The 15,906-nt window shown below is 75.7% G+C and carries 16 protein-coding genes; 12 read left to right on the plus strand and 4 right to left on the minus strand.

Annotation, left to right across the window (positions count from 1 at the left end; translation table 11 throughout):
• The first annotated feature begins 19 nt into the window (after positions 1 to 19).
• From ACFWIC_RS16960 to ACFWIC_RS16990, 7 genes are all read left to right on the plus strand, one after another.
• Complete coding sequence (locus ACFWIC_RS16960; RefSeq protein WP_329874983.1) at positions 20 to 334, plus strand: (2Fe-2S)-binding protein; 315 nt, start codon at positions 20 to 22, stop codon at positions 332 to 334.
• Positions 315 to 1,832, plus strand: coding sequence for an NAD(P)/FAD-dependent oxidoreductase (locus tag ACFWIC_RS16965; protein ID WP_380358794.1), 1,518 nt, complete (start codon positions 315 to 317; stop codon positions 1,830 to 1,832). The genes ACFWIC_RS16960 and ACFWIC_RS16965 overlap by 20 nt, the downstream gene beginning before the upstream one ends.
• A 118-nt stretch (positions 1,833 to 1,950) precedes the next feature.
• Positions 1,951 to 2,814 carry a dihydrodipicolinate synthase family protein gene (locus ACFWIC_RS16970; RefSeq protein ID WP_380358807.1) on the plus strand — a complete coding sequence of 288 codons (864 nt, stop codon included), beginning with the start codon at positions 1,951 to 1,953 and terminating at the stop codon, positions 2,812 to 2,814.
• A 97-nt stretch (positions 2,815 to 2,911) separates the two neighbouring features.
• Positions 2,912 to 3,916, plus strand: coding sequence for a proline racemase family protein (locus ACFWIC_RS16975; protein WP_329874987.1), 1,005 nt, complete (start codon positions 2,912 to 2,914; stop codon positions 3,914 to 3,916).
• A gap of 44 nt (positions 3,917 to 3,960) precedes the next feature.
• Positions 3,961 to 5,325, plus strand: a complete 1,365-nt coding sequence (locus tag ACFWIC_RS16980) for an aldehyde dehydrogenase family protein (RefSeq protein WP_329949757.1) — start codon at positions 3,961 to 3,963, stop codon at positions 5,323 to 5,325.
• Positions 5,325 to 6,362 (plus strand): proline racemase family protein, encoded by a 1,038-nt coding sequence (locus tag ACFWIC_RS16985; protein ID WP_329949758.1) that lies wholly within the window; start codon positions 5,325 to 5,327, stop codon positions 6,360 to 6,362. Before ACFWIC_RS16980 ends, ACFWIC_RS16985 begins: the two co-directional genes overlap by 1 nt.
• Positions 6,359 to 7,348 carry an ornithine cyclodeaminase family protein gene (locus ACFWIC_RS16990; protein WP_380519183.1) on the plus strand — a complete coding sequence of 330 codons (990 nt, stop codon included), beginning with the start codon at positions 6,359 to 6,361 and terminating at the stop codon, positions 7,346 to 7,348. Before ACFWIC_RS16985 ends, ACFWIC_RS16990 begins: the two co-directional genes overlap by 4 nt.
• Before the next feature lie 297 nt (positions 7,349 to 7,645).
• Here ACFWIC_RS16990 and ACFWIC_RS16995 read toward each other — a convergent pair whose 3' ends face one another.
• Positions 7,646 to 8,224, minus strand: coding sequence for a TetR/AcrR family transcriptional regulator (locus ACFWIC_RS16995; RefSeq protein ID WP_380519185.1), 579 nt, complete (start codon positions 8,222 to 8,224; stop codon positions 7,646 to 7,648).
• A 107-nt stretch (positions 8,225 to 8,331) separates the two neighbouring features.
• Between ACFWIC_RS16995 and ACFWIC_RS17000 the strand changes: the two genes are divergently transcribed.
• Together ACFWIC_RS17000 and ACFWIC_RS17005 are read left to right on the plus strand one after the other, a co-directional pair.
• Positions 8,332 to 9,276 carry an NAD(P)-dependent oxidoreductase gene (locus ACFWIC_RS17000; RefSeq protein ID WP_380519186.1) on the plus strand — a complete coding sequence of 315 codons (945 nt, stop codon included), beginning with the start codon at positions 8,332 to 8,334 and terminating at the stop codon, positions 9,274 to 9,276.
• Between the two features lie 165 nt (positions 9,277 to 9,441).
• Complete coding sequence (locus tag ACFWIC_RS17005; protein WP_329874995.1) at positions 9,442 to 10,155, plus strand: GntR family transcriptional regulator; 714 nt, start codon at positions 9,442 to 9,444, stop codon at positions 10,153 to 10,155.
• A gap of 362 nt (positions 10,156 to 10,517) precedes the next feature.
• Here the strand turns inward: ACFWIC_RS17005 and ACFWIC_RS17010 are convergent, their stop codons facing one another.
• Positions 10,518 to 11,198, minus strand: coding sequence for an ABC transporter ATP-binding protein (locus ACFWIC_RS17010; protein ID WP_380358777.1), 681 nt, complete (start codon positions 11,196 to 11,198; stop codon positions 10,518 to 10,520).
• Positions 11,195 to 12,271, minus strand: a complete 1,077-nt coding sequence (locus tag ACFWIC_RS17015) for an ABC transporter permease (protein WP_380519188.1) — start codon at positions 12,269 to 12,271, stop codon at positions 11,195 to 11,197. The genes ACFWIC_RS17010 and ACFWIC_RS17015 overlap by 4 nt, the downstream gene beginning before the upstream one ends.
• 165 nt (positions 12,272 to 12,436) lie before the next feature.
• Here ACFWIC_RS17015 and ACFWIC_RS17020 point away from each other — a divergent pair, with 165 nt between their 5' ends.
• The 3 genes from ACFWIC_RS17020 to ACFWIC_RS17030 all read left to right on the plus strand — a co-directional run bounded on the left by ACFWIC_RS17020 (position 12,437) and on the right by ACFWIC_RS17030 (position 15,413).
• Positions 12,437 to 13,654 (plus strand): sensor histidine kinase, encoded by a 1,218-nt coding sequence (locus ACFWIC_RS17020; protein ID WP_329874999.1) that lies wholly within the window; start codon positions 12,437 to 12,439, stop codon positions 13,652 to 13,654.
• Complete coding sequence (locus ACFWIC_RS17025) at positions 13,651 to 14,301, plus strand: response regulator transcription factor (RefSeq protein WP_329949763.1); 651 nt, start codon at positions 13,651 to 13,653, stop codon at positions 14,299 to 14,301. Before ACFWIC_RS17020 ends, ACFWIC_RS17025 begins: the two co-directional genes overlap by 4 nt.
• A gap of 65 nt (positions 14,302 to 14,366) precedes the next feature.
• On the plus strand, positions 14,367 to 15,413 hold the full coding sequence (locus ACFWIC_RS17030) for a nitronate monooxygenase (RefSeq protein ID WP_380519190.1): 1,047 nt from the start codon (positions 14,367 to 14,369) through the stop codon (positions 15,411 to 15,413).
• On the opposite strand, the gene ACFWIC_RS17035 is transcribed toward ACFWIC_RS17030, so the two are convergent.
• Positions 15,373 to 15,783, minus strand: a complete 411-nt coding sequence (locus ACFWIC_RS17035; protein WP_329949765.1) for a MerR family transcriptional regulator — start codon at positions 15,781 to 15,783, stop codon at positions 15,373 to 15,375. The two genes, ACFWIC_RS17030 and ACFWIC_RS17035, sit on opposite strands and share 41 nt — an antisense overlap.
• Positions 15,784 to 15,906: the final 123 nt, after the last annotated feature.

Raw genomic sequence — 15,906 nt, forward strand, 5'->3', positions numbered from 1 at the left:
TGAACGGAGAACCCCACCCATGCGCCGTACCCCCGCCGACCTGGTCCGGGCCGAACCCGGGCCCGCGCACACCATCGAGTTCGACGGCCGGTCCGTGCCCGCACTGCCCGGGCAGACGATCGCCGCCGCGCTCTGGGCCGACGGCGTGCTCGCCTGGCGCACCACCCGGGTCGGCGGGAAGCCGCGCGGGGCGTTCTGCGGGATCGGCGTCTGCTACGACTGCCTGGCCACCGTCGACGGGCAGCCCAACCGGCGCACCTGCCTGCTGCCGGCCGAGCCCGGCACCACCGTCACCACCCAGGAGGGCCACGGCCGTGCCGACCTCGCCGTCTGAGTCCGCCGGAGCCGCGGGATCCCCCGCGGGCACCGGACCCGCCGAAGCCGCGCGGGCGCCGTACGACCTCGCGGTGATCGGGGCCGGGCCGGCCGGCCTGGCCGCCGCCGTGACCGCCGCTGACCTCGGGCTGCGCTGCGCCCTGCTCGACGCGGGAGAGCGCACCGGTGGCCAGTACTACCGCCACCCCGCGCCCGGCCTCGGCGCCGCCCGGCCGGACCGGCTGCACCACGGCTGGTCCGTCTACACCGGCCTCGCCGACCGGCTCGACGCCCACCGGGCGGCCGGGCGGGTCGAGCTGCTGGCCGGCCACCAGGTCTGGGCGCTGGAGCGGGCGGGGGACCGGGACTGGCGGCTGCACGCCACCACCGGACCCGCCGCCGACGACCGGGCCACCGTCCGGTCCGCGGCCGTGCTGCTCGCGACCGGCGCCTACGAGCGGCAGCTCCCCTTCCCGGGCTGGACGCTGCCCGGAGTGGTCACCGCCGGTGGTGCGCAGGCCATGCTCAAGGCCGGTCTGGTCCTGCCCGGCCGGCGGATCGTGGTGGCCGGCAGCGGTCCGCTGCTGCTCGCCGCGGCGTCCTCGCTCGTCACCGCCGGGGCCGAGGTGCCCGCGGTGGTCGAGGCCACGAACTACCTCGGCTACGCCCGGCGCCCCGGTGTGCTGGCCGCCGTCCCGGCCAAGCTGGTCGAGGGCGCCGGGCACGGTTCCGCACTGCTGCGGCACGGCGTTCGGCTGCGCCGCAGCAGCGCGGTGGTCGAGGCGCACGGCACCGACCGGGTCACCGCCGTCACGGTGGCCCGGCTGGATGCCGAGTGGCGGCCGGTGCCCGGCACGGAGCGGCGGATCGCGTGCGACGCGCTCGCCGTCGGCCACGGGCTGCTGCCGCAGATCGAGCTGGCCACCGAACTGGGGGCGGCGACCCGGACCACCCCCGACGGGACCGCCGCGCTCACGGTCGACGCCCGGCTGCGGACCACCGTGCCCGGCCTCTGGGCGGCCGGCGAGGCCTGCGGCGTCGGCGGCGCCGACCTCGCGATCGCGGAGGGCGAGCTGGCCGCGCACGCGGTGGCGGACCGTCCGGTGCGCACCGCGCTGCTGCGGCGGCGGACCCGGCTGCGGGCCTTCGCCGAGCTGATGGCCGCCTCCCACCGGCCCGGCCCGGGCTGGACCGGCTGGCTGCGGCCGGACACCGACGTCTGCCGCTGCGAGGAGGTGCCGGCCGGTGTCATCCGGGAGGCGGTGGAGGAGCTGGGCGCGGGAGACGCCCGCACCGTGAAGCTGCTGACCAGGGCCGGGATGGGCTGGTGCCAGGGCCGGATGTGCGGTCCGGCGGTGGCCTGCCTCGCCGGTGCCGGTGGTGGCGCCGGTGCCGGTGCCGGTATCGGCGAGGAGGAGGTGCGGCCGGACAGCCGCCCGTTCTCCTGCCCGGTCCCGCTCGGGCAGCTCGCGGCCGAACCGCACGGGGACGGGCCGCAGGGCTCGGACCTGGACTGAACTCGCCGGTCGGGGACTCTTGTCTCCACCGCGCGATCTCTAATAAAATGTCACACCTCACCAAGGAGAAGCTGTGTCCCACACCCCGCACGACACCACCCGGCCCTGGCGCGGCATCATGGTCGCCACCACGATCCCGCTGCGCGAGGACCTCTCCGTCGACTACGACGCCTACGCCGACCACGTCCGCTGGCTGATCGAGTCGGGCTGCGACGGCGTCGTCCCCAACGGCTCGCTCGGCGAGTACCAGACCCTGACCGCCGAGGAGCGCGCCCGGGTCGTCGAGGTCGCCGTCGAGGCCGCCGGTGACGGCTCCCGCGTCATGCCCGGTGTGGCCGCCTACGGCAGCGCCGAGTCCCGCCGCTGGGCCGAGCAGGCCGCCGAGGCCGGCGCCGGCTCCGTCCTCCTGCTGCCGCCCAACGCCTACCGGGCCGACCACGACGCCGTCCGGGCGCACTACGCCGAGGTGGCCAAGGCCGGCGTCCCGATCGTGGCCTACAACAACCCGATCGACACCAAGGTCGACCTCGTCCCCGCGCTGCTCGCGCAGCTGCACGGCGAGGGCTCGATCGTCGCGGTCAAGGAGTTCAGCGGCGACGTCCGCCGGGCCTACGAGATCGCCGAGCTGGCCCCGGGCCTCGACCTCCTGATCGGCGCCGACGACGTGCTGCTGGAGCTGGCCCTCGCGGGTGCGGTCGGCTGGATCGCCGGCTACCCGAACGCGCTGCCCGCGGCGAGCGTCGCGCTCTACCGGGCCGCCGTCGCACGCGACCTGGACACCGCGCTGCCGCTCTACACCTCGCTCCACTCGCTGCTGCGCTGGGACTCCAAGACCGAGTTCGTCCAGGCCATCAAGCTCTCCATGGACATCGCCGGCCGCCCCGGCGGTCCGGTCCGCGCCCCCCGCGGGCCGCTGACCCCGGAGGTCGAGGCGGCCGTCCGTGCGGCCACCGAGAAGGCCCTGGCCGAGGGCCACGCGTAACCGCCGCTCCGAACGTCCGGTGTCCGGGACGGCCGGCTGCGGGGGCAGCCGGCCTCCGGCCCCACCATTCACCCCCACCCCCACGGAGCTCCGCCAGATGCGCACCCGCCACGTCTTCCACGCCGTCGACTCGCACACCGAGGGCATGCCCACCCGGGTCGTCACCGGCGGGTTCGGCGTCATCCCCGGTGCCACCATGGCCGAACGCCGGGTCCACTTCCAGCAGCACCTCGACCACTTCCGCACCCTGCTGATGTACGAGCCGCGCGGCCACGCCGCGATGAGCGGCGCCGTCCTCCAGCCGCCGACCCGGCCCGACGCCGACTTCGGGGTGCTCTACATCGAGGTCTCCGGCCTGCTGCCGATGTGCGGGCACGGCACCATCGGCGTCGCCACCGTGCTGGTCGAGACCGGGATGGTGCCGGTGGTCGAGCCGGTCACGACCGTCCGGCTGGACACCCCGGCCGGCCTGGTGATCGCCGACGTCGCGGTCGAGGACGGCGCGGCCACCTCGGTCACCATCCGCAACGTGGCGTCCTACTCCGTGGCGCTGGACCGCACGATCGAGGTGCCCGGGTACGGCACCGTCGGCTACGACCTCGCGTACGGGGGCAACTTCTACGCCATCCTGCCGCTCGCCGAGTTCGGGATCCCCTTCGAACGCGAGCGCAAGCAGGACATCCTGGACGCCGGCCTGGCGCTGATGGAGGCGATCAACGGGAGCCCGGACCGGCCGGTGCACCCGGAGGACCCGTCCATCCACAGCTGCCACCACGTCCAGCTGCTCGCCCCCGGCTCCACCGCCGAGCACTCCCGGCACGCCATGGCCATCCACCCCGGCTGGTTCGACCGCTCGCCCTGCGGCACCGGCACCTCGGCCCGGATGGCGCAGCTGCACGCGCGCGGAGAGCTGCCGCTCGGCCGGGACTTCCGCAACGACTCCTTCATCGGGACGACCTTCACCGGGCGCCTGGTCGAGGAGACCGAGGTGGCCGGACGGCCCGCGGTCGTCCCCACCGTCACCGGGCGGGCCTGGATCACCGGCACCGCCCAGTACTTCCTCGACCCCAGCGACCCGTTCCCGGCCGGCTTCCTGCTCTGAAGCCCGCCGCCTCATCCGCCGACCCCCCTGAAGGGCTTGTTGCCGTGACGATCCGTTCGTACAACCCCGCCGACCCCGCGGACCTCGTCGCCGAGGCGCCCGCCCCCGGTGCCGAGGCCGTCGAGGCCACCGTCGCCCGCGCCCGTGCCGCGCAGCCCGGTTGGGTCGCGGCCGGCGCCGGCGGTCGCTCGGCCGCGCTCACCCGGATCGCCGAGGTGGTCGAGGCGCACGCCGAGGAGCTGGCCGCGCTGATCGTGCGCGAGGTCGGCAAGCCGGCGGCCGAGGCACGTGGCGAGGTGGCCCGCACCGCCGCGATCTGGCGGTACTACGCGCAGGCGCCGTACGCGGCGTCCGGCGCCGTGCACGAGACCGCCGCCGGGCCCGGGCTGCTGCTCACCCGCCGCCGCCCGTACGGCGTGGCCGGGCTGATCACGCCGTGGAACTTCCCGCTGGCGATCCCCACCTGGAAGGCCGCACCGGCGCTGGCCGTCGGCAACACCGTGGTGCTCAAGCCGTCCTCGGAGGCGATCGGCTGCGCGAAGCGCCTCGCCGAGCTGGTCGCCGAGGCCGGGCTGCCGGACGACGTCTTCACCGTGCTGCCCGGCGGCGGGGCCGAGGGCGGGACGCTGGTCGGCGCCGCGGACGTGGTCTCGTTCACCGGCTCCACCGGGGTCGGCAAGCAGGTCGTCCGGACCGCCACCGAGCGGGGCACCCCGGTCCAGGCCGAGCTCGGCGGGCTGAACGCCGCGCTGGTCCTGCCGGACGCCGACTTCGAGCAGGCCGCCGCCCACCTGGCCGCGGCGATCGCCGGGTACGCCGGGCAGAAGTGCACCGCCACCAGCCGGGTGATCGCCGTCGGCGAAGCCTACGAGCCGCTGCGCGCCGCGCTGGTCAAGGCGCTGGCGCAGGTCGACGAGACGGCCTGCGGGCCGGTCATCAACGCCGCCTCGCGCGACCAGATCACCGAGGCCCTCGCCTCCGCCCGGGAGGCCGGCGCCGAGGTGCTGGCCGGCGGCGGCGTCCCGGACCGGGCCGGCTGGTACCTGGACCCGACCCTGGTCGCCGGGGTGCCGGACGGGCACCCGCTGCGGCGCGAGGAGTTCTTCGGCCCGATCGCCGTGCTGCACGCCGCGGCCGACCTGGACGAGGCGGTCGCGCTCGCCAACGACACCCCGTACACGCTGGCCGCCTCGGTGCACACCCGCAGCCTGGACGTCGCGCTCGCCGTCGCCGACCGGCTGGACGCGGGCATGATCCGGGTCAACGCGCCGTCCAGCGGCGTCGACTTCCACCTGCCGTTCGGCGGCGCCAAGGGCGCCAGCCACGGTGCGCGGGAGCAGGGCGAGGCCGCACTCGACTTCTACACCCAGGGCCGCACGGTCACCCTGCTGCCGGCGGGCGGTGCCTGATGCGGGTCGATCACGTCGACACGGTCGACTACCACACGGCCGGCGAGCCGTTCCGGATCGTGGTCGGTGGCGCCCCGGTCGTCCCCGGGGACACCGTCGCCGAGCGGCGGGCGATCGCGATCGGCGCGGGCGGCACCGCCACCTCGCCCCGGCCCGGCCCGCTGGACGAGGTGCGCCGGTTGCTCACCCGCGAACCGCGCGGGCACGCCGGGATGTACGGCGGGTTCCTGGTGCCGCCGGACGACGACGAGGCCGACCTCGGCGTGCTCTTCTGGCACAAGGACGGCTACTCGACCGCCTGCGGTCACGGCACCATCGCGCTCGGCGCCTGGGCGGTGGACTCCGGGCTCGTCCCGGCGCCGGAGTTCGGCGTCGCCCGGGTGCGGATCGACGTCCCGTCCGGCCGCGTCACCGCGCTGGTCCACCGGAGCGGCGGGCGCACCACCGGGGTGACCTTCCGCAACGTCCCGGCCTGGGTCGGCGACCTCAAGGTCCCGGTCGCGACCTCGCGCGGGACCGTCGAGGTGGCCGTCGCGCACGCCGGGGCCTGCTACGCCTCGGTGCCGGCCGCCGCCCTGGGGCTCTCGGTCAGCCTCGACCGGCTGCCCGAGCTCACCGCGGCCGGGCGGGAGATCCAGGCCGCGCTGGCCGACGAACCCGCGGTCCAGCACCCGGTGGACCGCCGGCTGTCGGGCGTCTACGGCGTCATCCTGTACGACGAACTCCCCTCCGCCGACGGCGGGTTGAACCAGCGGAACGTCACCGTCTTCGCGGACGGGCAGATCGACCGCTCGCCGTGCGGCTCCGGCACCTCGGCCCGGCTCGCCGTGCTCGCCGCCGAAGGCAGGCTCCTGCCCGGGCAGGAGCTGCGGCACGAGTCGATCGTCGGAACGGTCTTCGGCGGCCGGGTCCTGGCCGGCGGCGACCCGTGGGGCGACGGGGTGGTCACCGAGGTGACGGGCCACGCCTACCGCACGGGGGAGCACCGGTTCCTGCTCGACCCCCGGGACGAGCTCGGCGTGGGGTTCCTGCTGTGACGGGCGAGCTCCGGGGCGGCCTCGGGCCGGTCGGCGCGGACGCCCCGCCGCCGCCCGCCGCGCCGGTCGGTGAGGTCGGTCAGGTCGGTGAGGTCGGGCAGGGCGCCGTCGGGCTGACCCCGGCCGAGGCCGTCGCCGCGATCGAGCAGGTGCTCCTCGACGGGCTGGACCCGGAGGCCGGGCCCGCCCGCTCGGCGATGCCGGTGCCGGCCGGCGAACTGCTGCTGATGCCGGCCGCCTCCGCCGCGTACACCGGGGTCAAGATCGCGGGAGTCGCGCCCGCCAACCCGGCGGCCGGGCTGCCCCGGATCACCGGCAGCTACCTGCTGCTCGACGGTCCCACCCTGCAGCCCGTCGCCCTGCTCGACGGCGCCGCGCTCACCGCGCTGCGCACGCCGGCCGTCACCGCGGCCGCGCTGCGCCGGCTGGCCGCGCCGGACGCCGCGCACCTGGTCCTCTTCGGGGCCGGCCCGCAGGCGTACGGGCACCTGGACGCGCTGCTCGGCGTCCTGCCGCTGACCCGGGTGACGGTGGTCGCCCGCAGCGAGCGGCCGGCCGAGGCGCTGGCCCGGTACGCCCGGGCGCGCGGCCTGGCCGCGGCCCTCGGCACACCGGCCGACGTGGCCGACGCCGACGTGGTGGTCTGTTGCACCACGGCGCGCACGCCGCTGTTCGACGGCTCGCTGGTGCCGGCCCGCGCGGCGGTGGCGGCGGTCGGCTCGCACGAGGTGGACGCCCGCGAGGTGGACGAGCTCCTGGTCGGCCGGTCCGCGCTGTACGTGGAGGCACGGTCCGCCGCGCTCCGGGAGGCCGGCGACCTGCTGATGGCGGGCGTCACGGCCGCCGACGAGCTGTGGAACCTGGCCGAGCTGGTGCGCGGCGAGGCGCCGGTGCCGGCGGACCGCCCGCGCTTCTTCAAGAGCGTGGGGATGGCCTGGCAGGACCTTGCCGTGGCGGCGGAGGTGCATCGGCGCGGTCTGCGCTGATCTTCCGCCGGGGTGCCCGGGCCGACGGCCCGGGGCCCGGAGGTCCGGCACGTCGAGTGCGCCCGGTGCGGCCGGCGCGCTCGGCGTGCCGGGCGTCAAGTCCGTTTCCTCGGACACTGGTTGGTCGTTGGAGGAGTGGGCCGGAGCTGCGGCCGACGCACCGGGAGGGATCCCCGGTCGCGTCGGCCGCTTTCGTGTGTCCGGCCGGTCGGCGGTGGGGTGCCCGGGCGGTGCGGTGCCCGGGCGGTGCGGTGCGTGGCCGGCGGGGTGCCCGGGTGTCGGGGGGCCGGGGGCGTCCTACCGGTAGGTGGCGATCAGGCGGGCCAGGTGGCGGCCGGTGAGGTGGAGCGGTTCCTCGCTGCGGGCCACCTGGGCGGCCAGCTCCGCACCCTCCAGGGTGTTGATGACGGTGGCGGCGAGTTCACGGGCGTCGGCGAGGCCGATCCCGGAGGTGTGCAGCTTCTCCTCGACGATCGCGCGCCAGTGCGCGAACGCCTCGACGACGGCCTCCTCGATGACCGGGGCCCGGCCGACCGTCTCCAGGGCGGTGGTGGTGATGGGGCAGCCGTCCTGCCACCCGGAGTCGCGCAGCGCGTCGGCGAGCAGGCGCGTGCACGCGATGACCGCCTCGGCAGGGTCGGCCGCGCTGTCCAGTCCGGTGCGGAGCAGCCCGGCGAACTCCTGGTCGCCGTGGCGGATCGCCTCGGCGGCCAGCTCCTGCTTGCCGCCGGGGAAGAAGTGGTAGACGGAGCCGAGGGTGGCCTCCGCCTCGCGGGAGATCTGTTTGATGCCGGTGCCCTCGTACCCCTGGCGCTGGAGCAGCCGGGAGGTGGCCCGGACGATCCGCTCGCGGGTGCCGGTGGTGGTCGTCTTCACGACGGCGAGTCTAGCCGGTCGAATAGATAGAGCGTTCGTTCCAGGGCCGTGCTAGCTTCCTCCTGGATAGAGCGTTCGTTCTAGCGAACCCTTCGGAGGGGATTCCCATGTCTGCCGCCCAGCCCGCCCGATACGCCCAGTACGCCGAGGGGGCGGCGAGGTCCGTCACCCTGATCGGTCTCGGCCCGATGGGCCGCGCGATGGCCGCCGCCTACCTGGACGCCGGATACGCCGTCACCGTGTGGAACCGGACCGCGGGCCGGGCCGGGGAGCTGGTCGCCCGGGGCGCCGTCCTCGCGCCGGGGGCGGCCGAGGCGGTGGCCGCCAACGACCTGGTGGTCCTGAGCCTCACCGACTACGACGCGGTGTTCGACGTGTTGACCGCCGCCGAGTCGGAGCTGCGCGGCAAGGTCGTCGTCAACCTCAGCTCGGACACCCCCGAGCGCGCCCGGGAGGCCGCCCGCTGGCTCGCCGAACGCGGCGCCGCCCACTTGACCGGTGGCGTCCGGGTGCCGCCGTCCGGCATCGGCCGGCCGGAGTCGGACACGTTCTACAGCGGGCCGGTCGAGCCCTTCCGGGAGCACCGGCCCGCCCTGGAGGTGCTCACCGGCGCCGACTACCGGGGCGACGACCCCGGGCTGGCCCAGCTGTACTACCAGATCCAGATGGACCTCTTCTGGACCTCGCTGGCCGGCTACCTGCACGCCACCGCCGTCGCGGAGGCCAACGGCATCTCGGCCGAGGAGTTCCTCCCCTACGCCGCCTCGACGGCCGCCTCGATGCCCGGATTCCTGTCCTTCTACGCGCCCCGGATCACCGCCGGGCACCACGGGGGTGACGTCGACCGGCTCGTCATGGCCGCCGCCAGCCTCGATCACGTCCTGCACACCGTGGAGGCGTCGGGGGTGGACGGCGCGCTGCCCCGGCTGCTGGCGGACACCTTCCGGCGCGGCGTCGAGGCCGGGCACGGCGGGTCCAGTGCGACCAGCCTGATCGGGCTGTTCAGGGGGGAGGGCGCGACGGAGGCGGGGGGAGGGGCGGCCGGGGAGTGACGCGGGTCCGGGGCCGCCGACCGTTGCCACCGGTCGGCGGCCCTGCCACGATGGGGTCCGGCGCAAGATCCGACCGCTGACGGGATCTCCGAATCGCGGACTGTTGCACACTCAACGTAACGTGACATTGTACGCTGGTGTTCTGCACCCACCCGGAGGAACACCATGGCCGACCTCAAACCCCGCACCCTGATCTCCGTCCAGGAGCGGCTGCGCGACCAGGTCGCCCACGCGCTCCGCGCCGCCCTGATCTCCGGTGAACTGCGCCCCGGCGTGGTCTACTCCGCGCCCGCGCTCGCCGCCGACTTCGGCGTCTCCGCCACCCCCGTCCGCGAGGCCATGCTGGACCTCGCCCGCGAGGGCCTGGTCGAGGCCGTCCGCAACAAGGGCTTCCGGGTCACCGAGCTGACCGAGCGCGACCTCGACGACTTCACCGAGATCCGCGCCCTGATCGAGGTCCCGACGGTCGGCCGGGTCACCCGCTCCGCCACCGCCGAACAGTTGGAGGCGCTGCGCCCGCAGGCCGAGGCCATCGTCGTCGCGGCCGGCAAGCACGACCTGATCGGCTACCTGGAGGCCGACCGCCAGTTCCACCTCGACCTGCTCGGGCTGGCCGGCAACGCCCGCCTGGTGGAGGTCGTCGGCGACCTGCGCAAGCGATCCCGCCTCTACGGCCTCAACCGGCTCGCCGAGCGCGGCGAGCTGGTCTCCTCGGCGGAGGAGCACCTGGCGCTGCTCGACCTGATGATCTCCGGTGACGCCGACGCCGCCGAGGCCTGCATGTCCCGTCACCTCAGCCACGTCCGCTCGCTGTGGGCGGAGGGCCAGGAGGAGGCCGCGGAGGAGGCCCGCCCGGCGCTGCGCCTCCGCGCGCGGTAGGGCGCGGTAGGGCACGGTAGGGCGGAGTCACCCGGACGGGTGCGTTCCGGCGATCGGGCCGGGGAACGGGCCGGGGAACGGGCCCGGGTCCTACGATGATGTTCCCGACATCGGCAGCGCATGTACGACCCGGCGGTGTTCCGCCTCGTCCTGGAGGTCACGTCGTCGAACCTGAGTGACGACCTGAAGAAGAAGCCCTCCGCGTACGCGCCCGCCGGGGTGCCCGTCAGGGCGGCGACCACCGCGTGCACGCCGTCCACCGCCCCGGGCAGTCGTTCACCCTGCCCGAGTCGATCGGGGCCCCGGTGACGCTGTCGGTGGACGACGTGCTGGTGGCGAAGACGTAGGACCCGTCAGGGGGGTCAGACCGCCGCGGGGACGGTGAGGCGTCCGTCGTGGACCTCGGCGACCTGGTCGACCGCCGTCAGGTGGGTCCGGTCGTGGGTGACCAGGACGGTGGCCGTGGCACGCCGGTGGGTGAGCGCGGTCAGCAGGTCGAGGACGGCGGCCCCGCGTTCGTGGTCCAGGGCGCTGGTCGGTTCGTCCACCAGCAGCACGGTCGGATCGTTCATCAGCGCGCGGGCGATGTTGACGCGCTGGCGCTGACCGCCGGACAGCTGGTGCGGGCGGCGGGTCGCCTGCCCGCGCAGGCCGACCGCGTCCAGCAGGTCCAGCGCCCGGGGGAGCGCGGCACGCGGGGAGCGGCCGTCCAGGTGGGCCATCACCTGGAGCTGTTCGGCCGCGGTGAGCGAGGGCAGCAGGTTGGGCTGCTGGAAGACGATCCCGATCCGGTCCCGGCGCAGCGCGGTGAGCGCGGCGCGGCCCAGCCCGGCGGTCTCGGTGCCGTCCACCACCACCCGGCCGGAGTCCGGGGCGATCAGCGTCGCGGCGACCGCCAGCAGGCTGGACTTGCCGGAGCCGGACGGACCCACCACCGCCGTGACCGTGCCCTTCGGGACGGTCAGCGAGACCTCGTCCAGGGCGGTCAGCCGGCCGTCGCCGTCGGGGTAGGTGAGGGTGATGCGGTCGAGGTGCAGGCTCATCGGACGCTCCCCAGAGCGGTCAGCGGGTCGACGGAGGTGATCCGGCGGACGGACAGGGCCGCGCCGACCGCGCCGAGCGTGATCATCACGGCGGCCGGGACGAGCACGGTCGGCGCGTCCAGGACGAACGGCACGGCCGAGCCGATCAGCGCGCCGGCGCCGGCCGCGATCGCGGTGCCGGCGGCGGTGCCCAGGAGGAGCAGCACCACCGCCTGGCCGAGGGCGTCCCGCAGCAGGTAGCGGGTGGAGGCGCCGAGCGCCTTCAGGACGGCGATGTCGCCGCTGCGCTGGATCGTCCACACGGTGAAGAACGCGCCGATCACCAGGGCCGAGATGGCGAACAGGAAGCCGCGCATCAGCTGGAGCGAGCCGTTCTCCGAGGTGTAGGAGCCGATCGCGGCGAGCGAGTCCGCCCGGCTGCGGGTCTCGGTGCCGAGGCGGGCGTCGGCGGCGGCCAGATCGGCGCCGGAGGCGGTGGTGAGCGCGACCACGGTGGCGTGACCCGCGCCGCCCGGCGCGGTCTGCTGCCAGTCGGGGAGGCTCGCCCAGACGACCGGGGTGTGGCTGAACGAGGCGTCGCCCGCCACCGCCGCGACCCGGAGCGGCCGACCGGCCAGCGTGAACGCGTCGCCGGGACGCAGACCGCCGAGGTCCTGTGCGGCGGTCTGCGACAGCACCGCCCGGCCGGGGCCGAGCAGCGCACCCTGCGGGGCCAGCGACGAGCCGTCCGGCACCCCGAAGACGGAGAGCGCGGCGCTGCGCGGACCGGCCGCCGCCCTGGTGGTCGTGATGCCGAGCGGCTGCGCGGAGGTGACGCCCGGGACCCGCGCCCACTCCTGCCACTGCTCGGGAGTCAGCCGGGAGTCGGTGAAGGAGAGCTTCTGCCCGTCGGCCGGTCTGGCGAAGGCCAGGTGGTCGGCGGGCAGCCCGGTGACCGCCGAGACGTTCTGCCGGCCCAGCCCGGCGGTCAGACCGGACAACAGGCCGACCAGCACGGTGATCAGTACGATGACGGTTCCCATCAGGGCGAACCGCCCCTTGGCGAACCTCAGATCCCTCCAGGCGACGAACACCTTCGGCCCTTCTTCCCGACGCGTTTTTCCGACACTGACGAGACTGGTCGGGGAGGGCGCCTCCGGGCATCGCACCGGGGATGGGAACCTCCGCATCGAAGGGCCGGGGCGGAGCTCAACCCTTTGATTGATGCCGGATGCGGCCGAGGACCCTACGCTGGACGGATGGCGACCGAACGACCACGAACCACCCCCGTCGCCCGCATGCTCCAGGTCTGCCTGCACCTGTCGGTGGCGGGCCTGCTGGCGCTGGCCGTCGCGCGGGCCGCGGTCGGCCGGGGCGGTGACCTCGCGGCCGTCACCTCCGCCGCCACCGCGATGGCCGCCGTCTACGCGGCCGGACCGCTGATCGGCGCCGTCCGCCGCTCCCGCCGGGCCTCCGTGCTCTGGCTGGCCCTGCTCGGCGTCACCTGGGCGGGTGTCCTCGTCGCCACCCCGGACGGGGTCTGGGTGGCCTTTCCGCTGTACTTCCTGGAACTGCACCTGCTCGGACGCCGGGCCGGACCGGCCGCGGTGCTGCTCACCGCGGTCGCCGCCATCACCGCGTACTCGGCGCACGAGCACACCGTCAGCGTCGCCGCCGCGATCGGGCCTTTGCTGGGGGCCGCCGTCGCCGTCGCCACCGTCCTCGGCTACCAGGCGCTCTACCGGGAGAGCGAGGAACGCCGCCGGCTCATCGACGAGCTCACCGCCGCCCGCGCCGACCTCGCCGCCGCCCACCACGCGGCCGGCGTCCTCGCCGAACGCGAGCGGCTCGCCCGGGAGATCCACGACACCCTCGCGCAGAGCCTCACCAGCATCCAGTTGCTGCTCCGGGCCGCGCAGCGGGCGCTGCCGGAGCGGACCGGGGCCGTCGCCGAGTACGTGGAGCAGGCCCGGCAGGCCGCCCAGGACAACCTCGCCGAGGCGCGCCGCTTCGTCCGCGCGCTCACCCCGCCCGACCTGGAGAGCGGCTCGCTGCCCGACGCGCTGGAGCGGCTCTGCGCCACGACGTCGGTGCGCAGCGGACTTCCCGTGCGGCTGCACGTCTCCGGGGAACGGGTCCGGCTGCCCGTGCCGCACGAGGTGGCGCTGCTGCGGATCGCGCAGTCGGCGCTCGGCAACACGGTGCGGCACGCCGGGGCGACCCATGCGGAGATGACGCTCGGCTTCACGCCGGGAGAGGTCGCGCTGGACGTGGTGGACGACGGGGCGGGGTTCGACCCGGAGGCCCTGGCCGAGGCCGGCCCGGGCGACGGCGACCGCGGGTTCGGGCTGCCGTCCATGCGGGCCCGGGCCCGGTCGCTCGGCGGGACCTTCGCGGTGGAGTCGGCGCCGGGCGAGGGCACGGCGCTCGCCGTACTGTTGCCGGTGCCCGCTGCCACCCCGGAGGAGTCCGCATGACCGACGGCACGATCGGCCTGCTGATCGCCGACGACCACCCGGTGGTCCGGGCCGGCCTGCGGGCCGTCCTGGAGAGCGAACCGGGCTTCGTGATCGTCGCGGAGGCGGCCACCGCCGAGCGGGCCGTCGAACTGGCGGCGGACCCGGGTGTCGACGTGGTGCTGATGGACCTGCAGTTCGGGGCCGGCTCGGCGATGAACGGGGCCCAGGCCACCGCGGCGATCACCGCCCGGGGCGCGGGGGCGCCGCGGGTCCTGGTCGTCACCACGTACGACACCGATGCGGACACCCTGCCGGCGCTGGAGGCCGGGGCCACCGGCTACCTGCTGAAGGACGCGCCGCCGGAGGAGCTGGCCCGGGCGGTCCGGTCCGCGGCGGCCGGGCGGTCGGCGCTGGCGGCCACGGTGGCGGACCGGCTGCTGGAACGGATGCGGACGCCGGCGGCGGCGCTGAGCGTCCGCGAGACGGAGGTGCTGGGGCTGGTCGCGGACGGGCTGACCAACCAGCAGATCAGCCGGGAGCTGCACCTCAGCCAGGCCACGGTGAAGTCGCACCTGGTGCACGTCTACACCAAGTTGGGGGTCGAGTCGCGCACGGCCGCGGTACGGGCGGCGCGGGCCGGGGGACTGATCCGCCGGGGGGCGTAGACCGCCGGGGCGTAGGGTGGTGGCTGTTCGAACCGCTCTGTTACACCTCGGTGGAGGACCTCCGGATGGCCGTCCGACTCGACGCACTCGACCGACTCGCCGTGCCCGTGATCGCCGCGCCGATGGCGGGCGGGGCGTCCACGCCGGAGCTGGTCGCCGCGGTGAACGGCGCCGGCGGGCTCGGCTTCCTGGCCGCCGGGTACCGGAGCGCCGCCGCGATGCTCGAACAGATCCACCGGGTACGGGAGACGACGGACCGGCCGTTCGGCGTCAACCTCTTCGTGCCCGCGGAGCCGGGAGACCCGGCGGCCGTCGCGGCCTACCGGGACCGGCTCCGGCCGGAGGCCGAACGGCACGGCGTGACGCTGCCGGAGACGATCGCGCCCGACCGGGACGACTGGGACGCCAAGATCGCCGCGCTGCTCGCCGGGCCCGCCCCCGTCCCGGTGGTCTCCTACACCTTCGGGCTGCCCTCCGCCGAGGAGGCGCGGGCGCTGCGGGCCGCGGGGAGCTTCCAGGTCGGCACGGTGACCACCCCCGAGGAGGCCCGGCGGGCCGAGGCGGTCGGGATGGACGCGCTCTGCGTCCAGGGTCCGGAGGCCGGCGGGCACCGGGCGACCCACCGGGTGGCGGACCGCCCGGGTGACCAGCCGCTGCTCGAACTGCTGGCCGGCGTCCGGGCGGTGACCGGACTGCCGCTGATCGCCGCCGGCGGGCTGGCCGACGGCCCGGCCGTCGCGGGCGCGCTGCGGGCCGGCGCGGTGGCCGTCCAGCTCGGGACGGCGCTGCTGTGCGCGGACGAGTCCGGGGCGTCGGCGGCGCACCGGTCGGCGCTGGCGGAGTTCGAGGAAACGGTGGTGACCCGGTCGTTCACCGGGCGCCCGGCACGCGGCCTGCGCAACGCGTTCATCGACCGGTACGAGCCGTACGCGCCGGCCGCCTACCCGGAGGTGCACCACCTGACGCAGCCGCTGCGCGTGGCGGCGACCCGCCGGGGGGACACCGCGGCGATGCACCTGTGGGCCGGGACGGGCCACCGGGCGGCGCGCGGCGGGCCGGCGGCGGAGCTCGTCAAGGAGCTGTGGGAGCGGGCTCGGGCCGCGGGTCGGTGAGCACCGCGCGGTAGTGGCCGATCTTGGCCCGGATGCGGCCCTGCTGCCGTCGCAGATGGGCGATCTGCTCCTCGACCCGGGCGTCGTGCTCCTCCAGCACGGCGAGCCGCTCGGCGACCGTGAGGTCCCCGCTGCGTGCGAGTTCGGTGAAGCGGAGCATGCCGGCGATGGGCATGCCGGTGTCCCTCAGGCACCGCAGCATGCCGAGCCAGGCGAGGTCGTGCTCGCTGAACAGCCGCCGCCCGGTGCGGTCGCGCTGTACGGCGTCCAGCAGCCCGATCTTCTCGTAGTACCGCAGCGTGTCGAGGCTGAACCCCGACCGCGCCACCGCCTCCGCGGGCGACAGCATCTCCGTACCGGCTCCACTCATGCGGCCGATCATCCCACCGGACATGAGCGCGCCACCGGGGCGTGCGGCAGCGGAGGTCGAGGTCACGGTGCGGCAGGGGGATCGGACGATCAAGGTCGCCTGAGGCCCCCTGCCGCGGGGCGG

The organism is Kitasatospora sp. NPDC127035 (assembly GCF_042726075.1).
GTDB lineage: Bacteria > Actinomycetota > Actinomycetes > Streptomycetales > Streptomycetaceae > Kitasatospora.

Bases quoted from the DNA above. Each gene is read 5' to 3' on its own strand.
- ACFWIC_RS16970 (WP_380358807.1), top strand. From the start codon at position 1,951: ATGGTCGCCACCACGATCCCGCTGCGCGAGGACCTCTCCGTCGACTAC.
- ACFWIC_RS17025 (WP_329949763.1), top strand. From the start codon at position 13,651: ATGACCGACGGCACGATCGGCCTGCTGATCGCCGACGACCACCCGGTG.
- ACFWIC_RS16960 (WP_329874983.1), top strand. From the start codon at position 20: ATGCGCCGTACCCCCGCCGACCTGGTCCGGGCCGAACCCGGGCCCGCG.
- ACFWIC_RS17020 (WP_329874999.1), top strand. From the start codon at position 12,437: ATGGCGACCGAACGACCACGAACCACCCCCGTCGCCCGCATGCTCCAG.
- ACFWIC_RS17000 (WP_380519186.1), top strand. From the start codon at position 8,332: ATGTCTGCCGCCCAGCCCGCCCGATACGCCCAGTACGCCGAGGGGGCG.
- ACFWIC_RS17005 (WP_329874995.1), top strand. From the start codon at position 9,442: ATGGCCGACCTCAAACCCCGCACCCTGATCTCCGTCCAGGAGCGGCTG.
- ACFWIC_RS17010 (WP_380358777.1), bottom strand. From the start codon at position 11,198: ATGAGCCTGCACCTCGACCGCATCACCCTCACCTACCCCGACGGCGAC.
- ACFWIC_RS17030 (WP_380519190.1), top strand. From the start codon at position 14,367: ATGGCCGTCCGACTCGACGCACTCGACCGACTCGCCGTGCCCGTGATC.
- ACFWIC_RS16975 (WP_329874987.1), top strand. From the start codon at position 2,912: ATGCGCACCCGCCACGTCTTCCACGCCGTCGACTCGCACACCGAGGGC.
- ACFWIC_RS16985 (WP_329949758.1), top strand. From the start codon at position 5,325: ATGCGGGTCGATCACGTCGACACGGTCGACTACCACACGGCCGGCGAG.
- ACFWIC_RS17035 (WP_329949765.1), bottom strand. From the start codon at position 15,783: ATGAGTGGAGCCGGTACGGAGATGCTGTCGCCCGCGGAGGCGGTGGCG.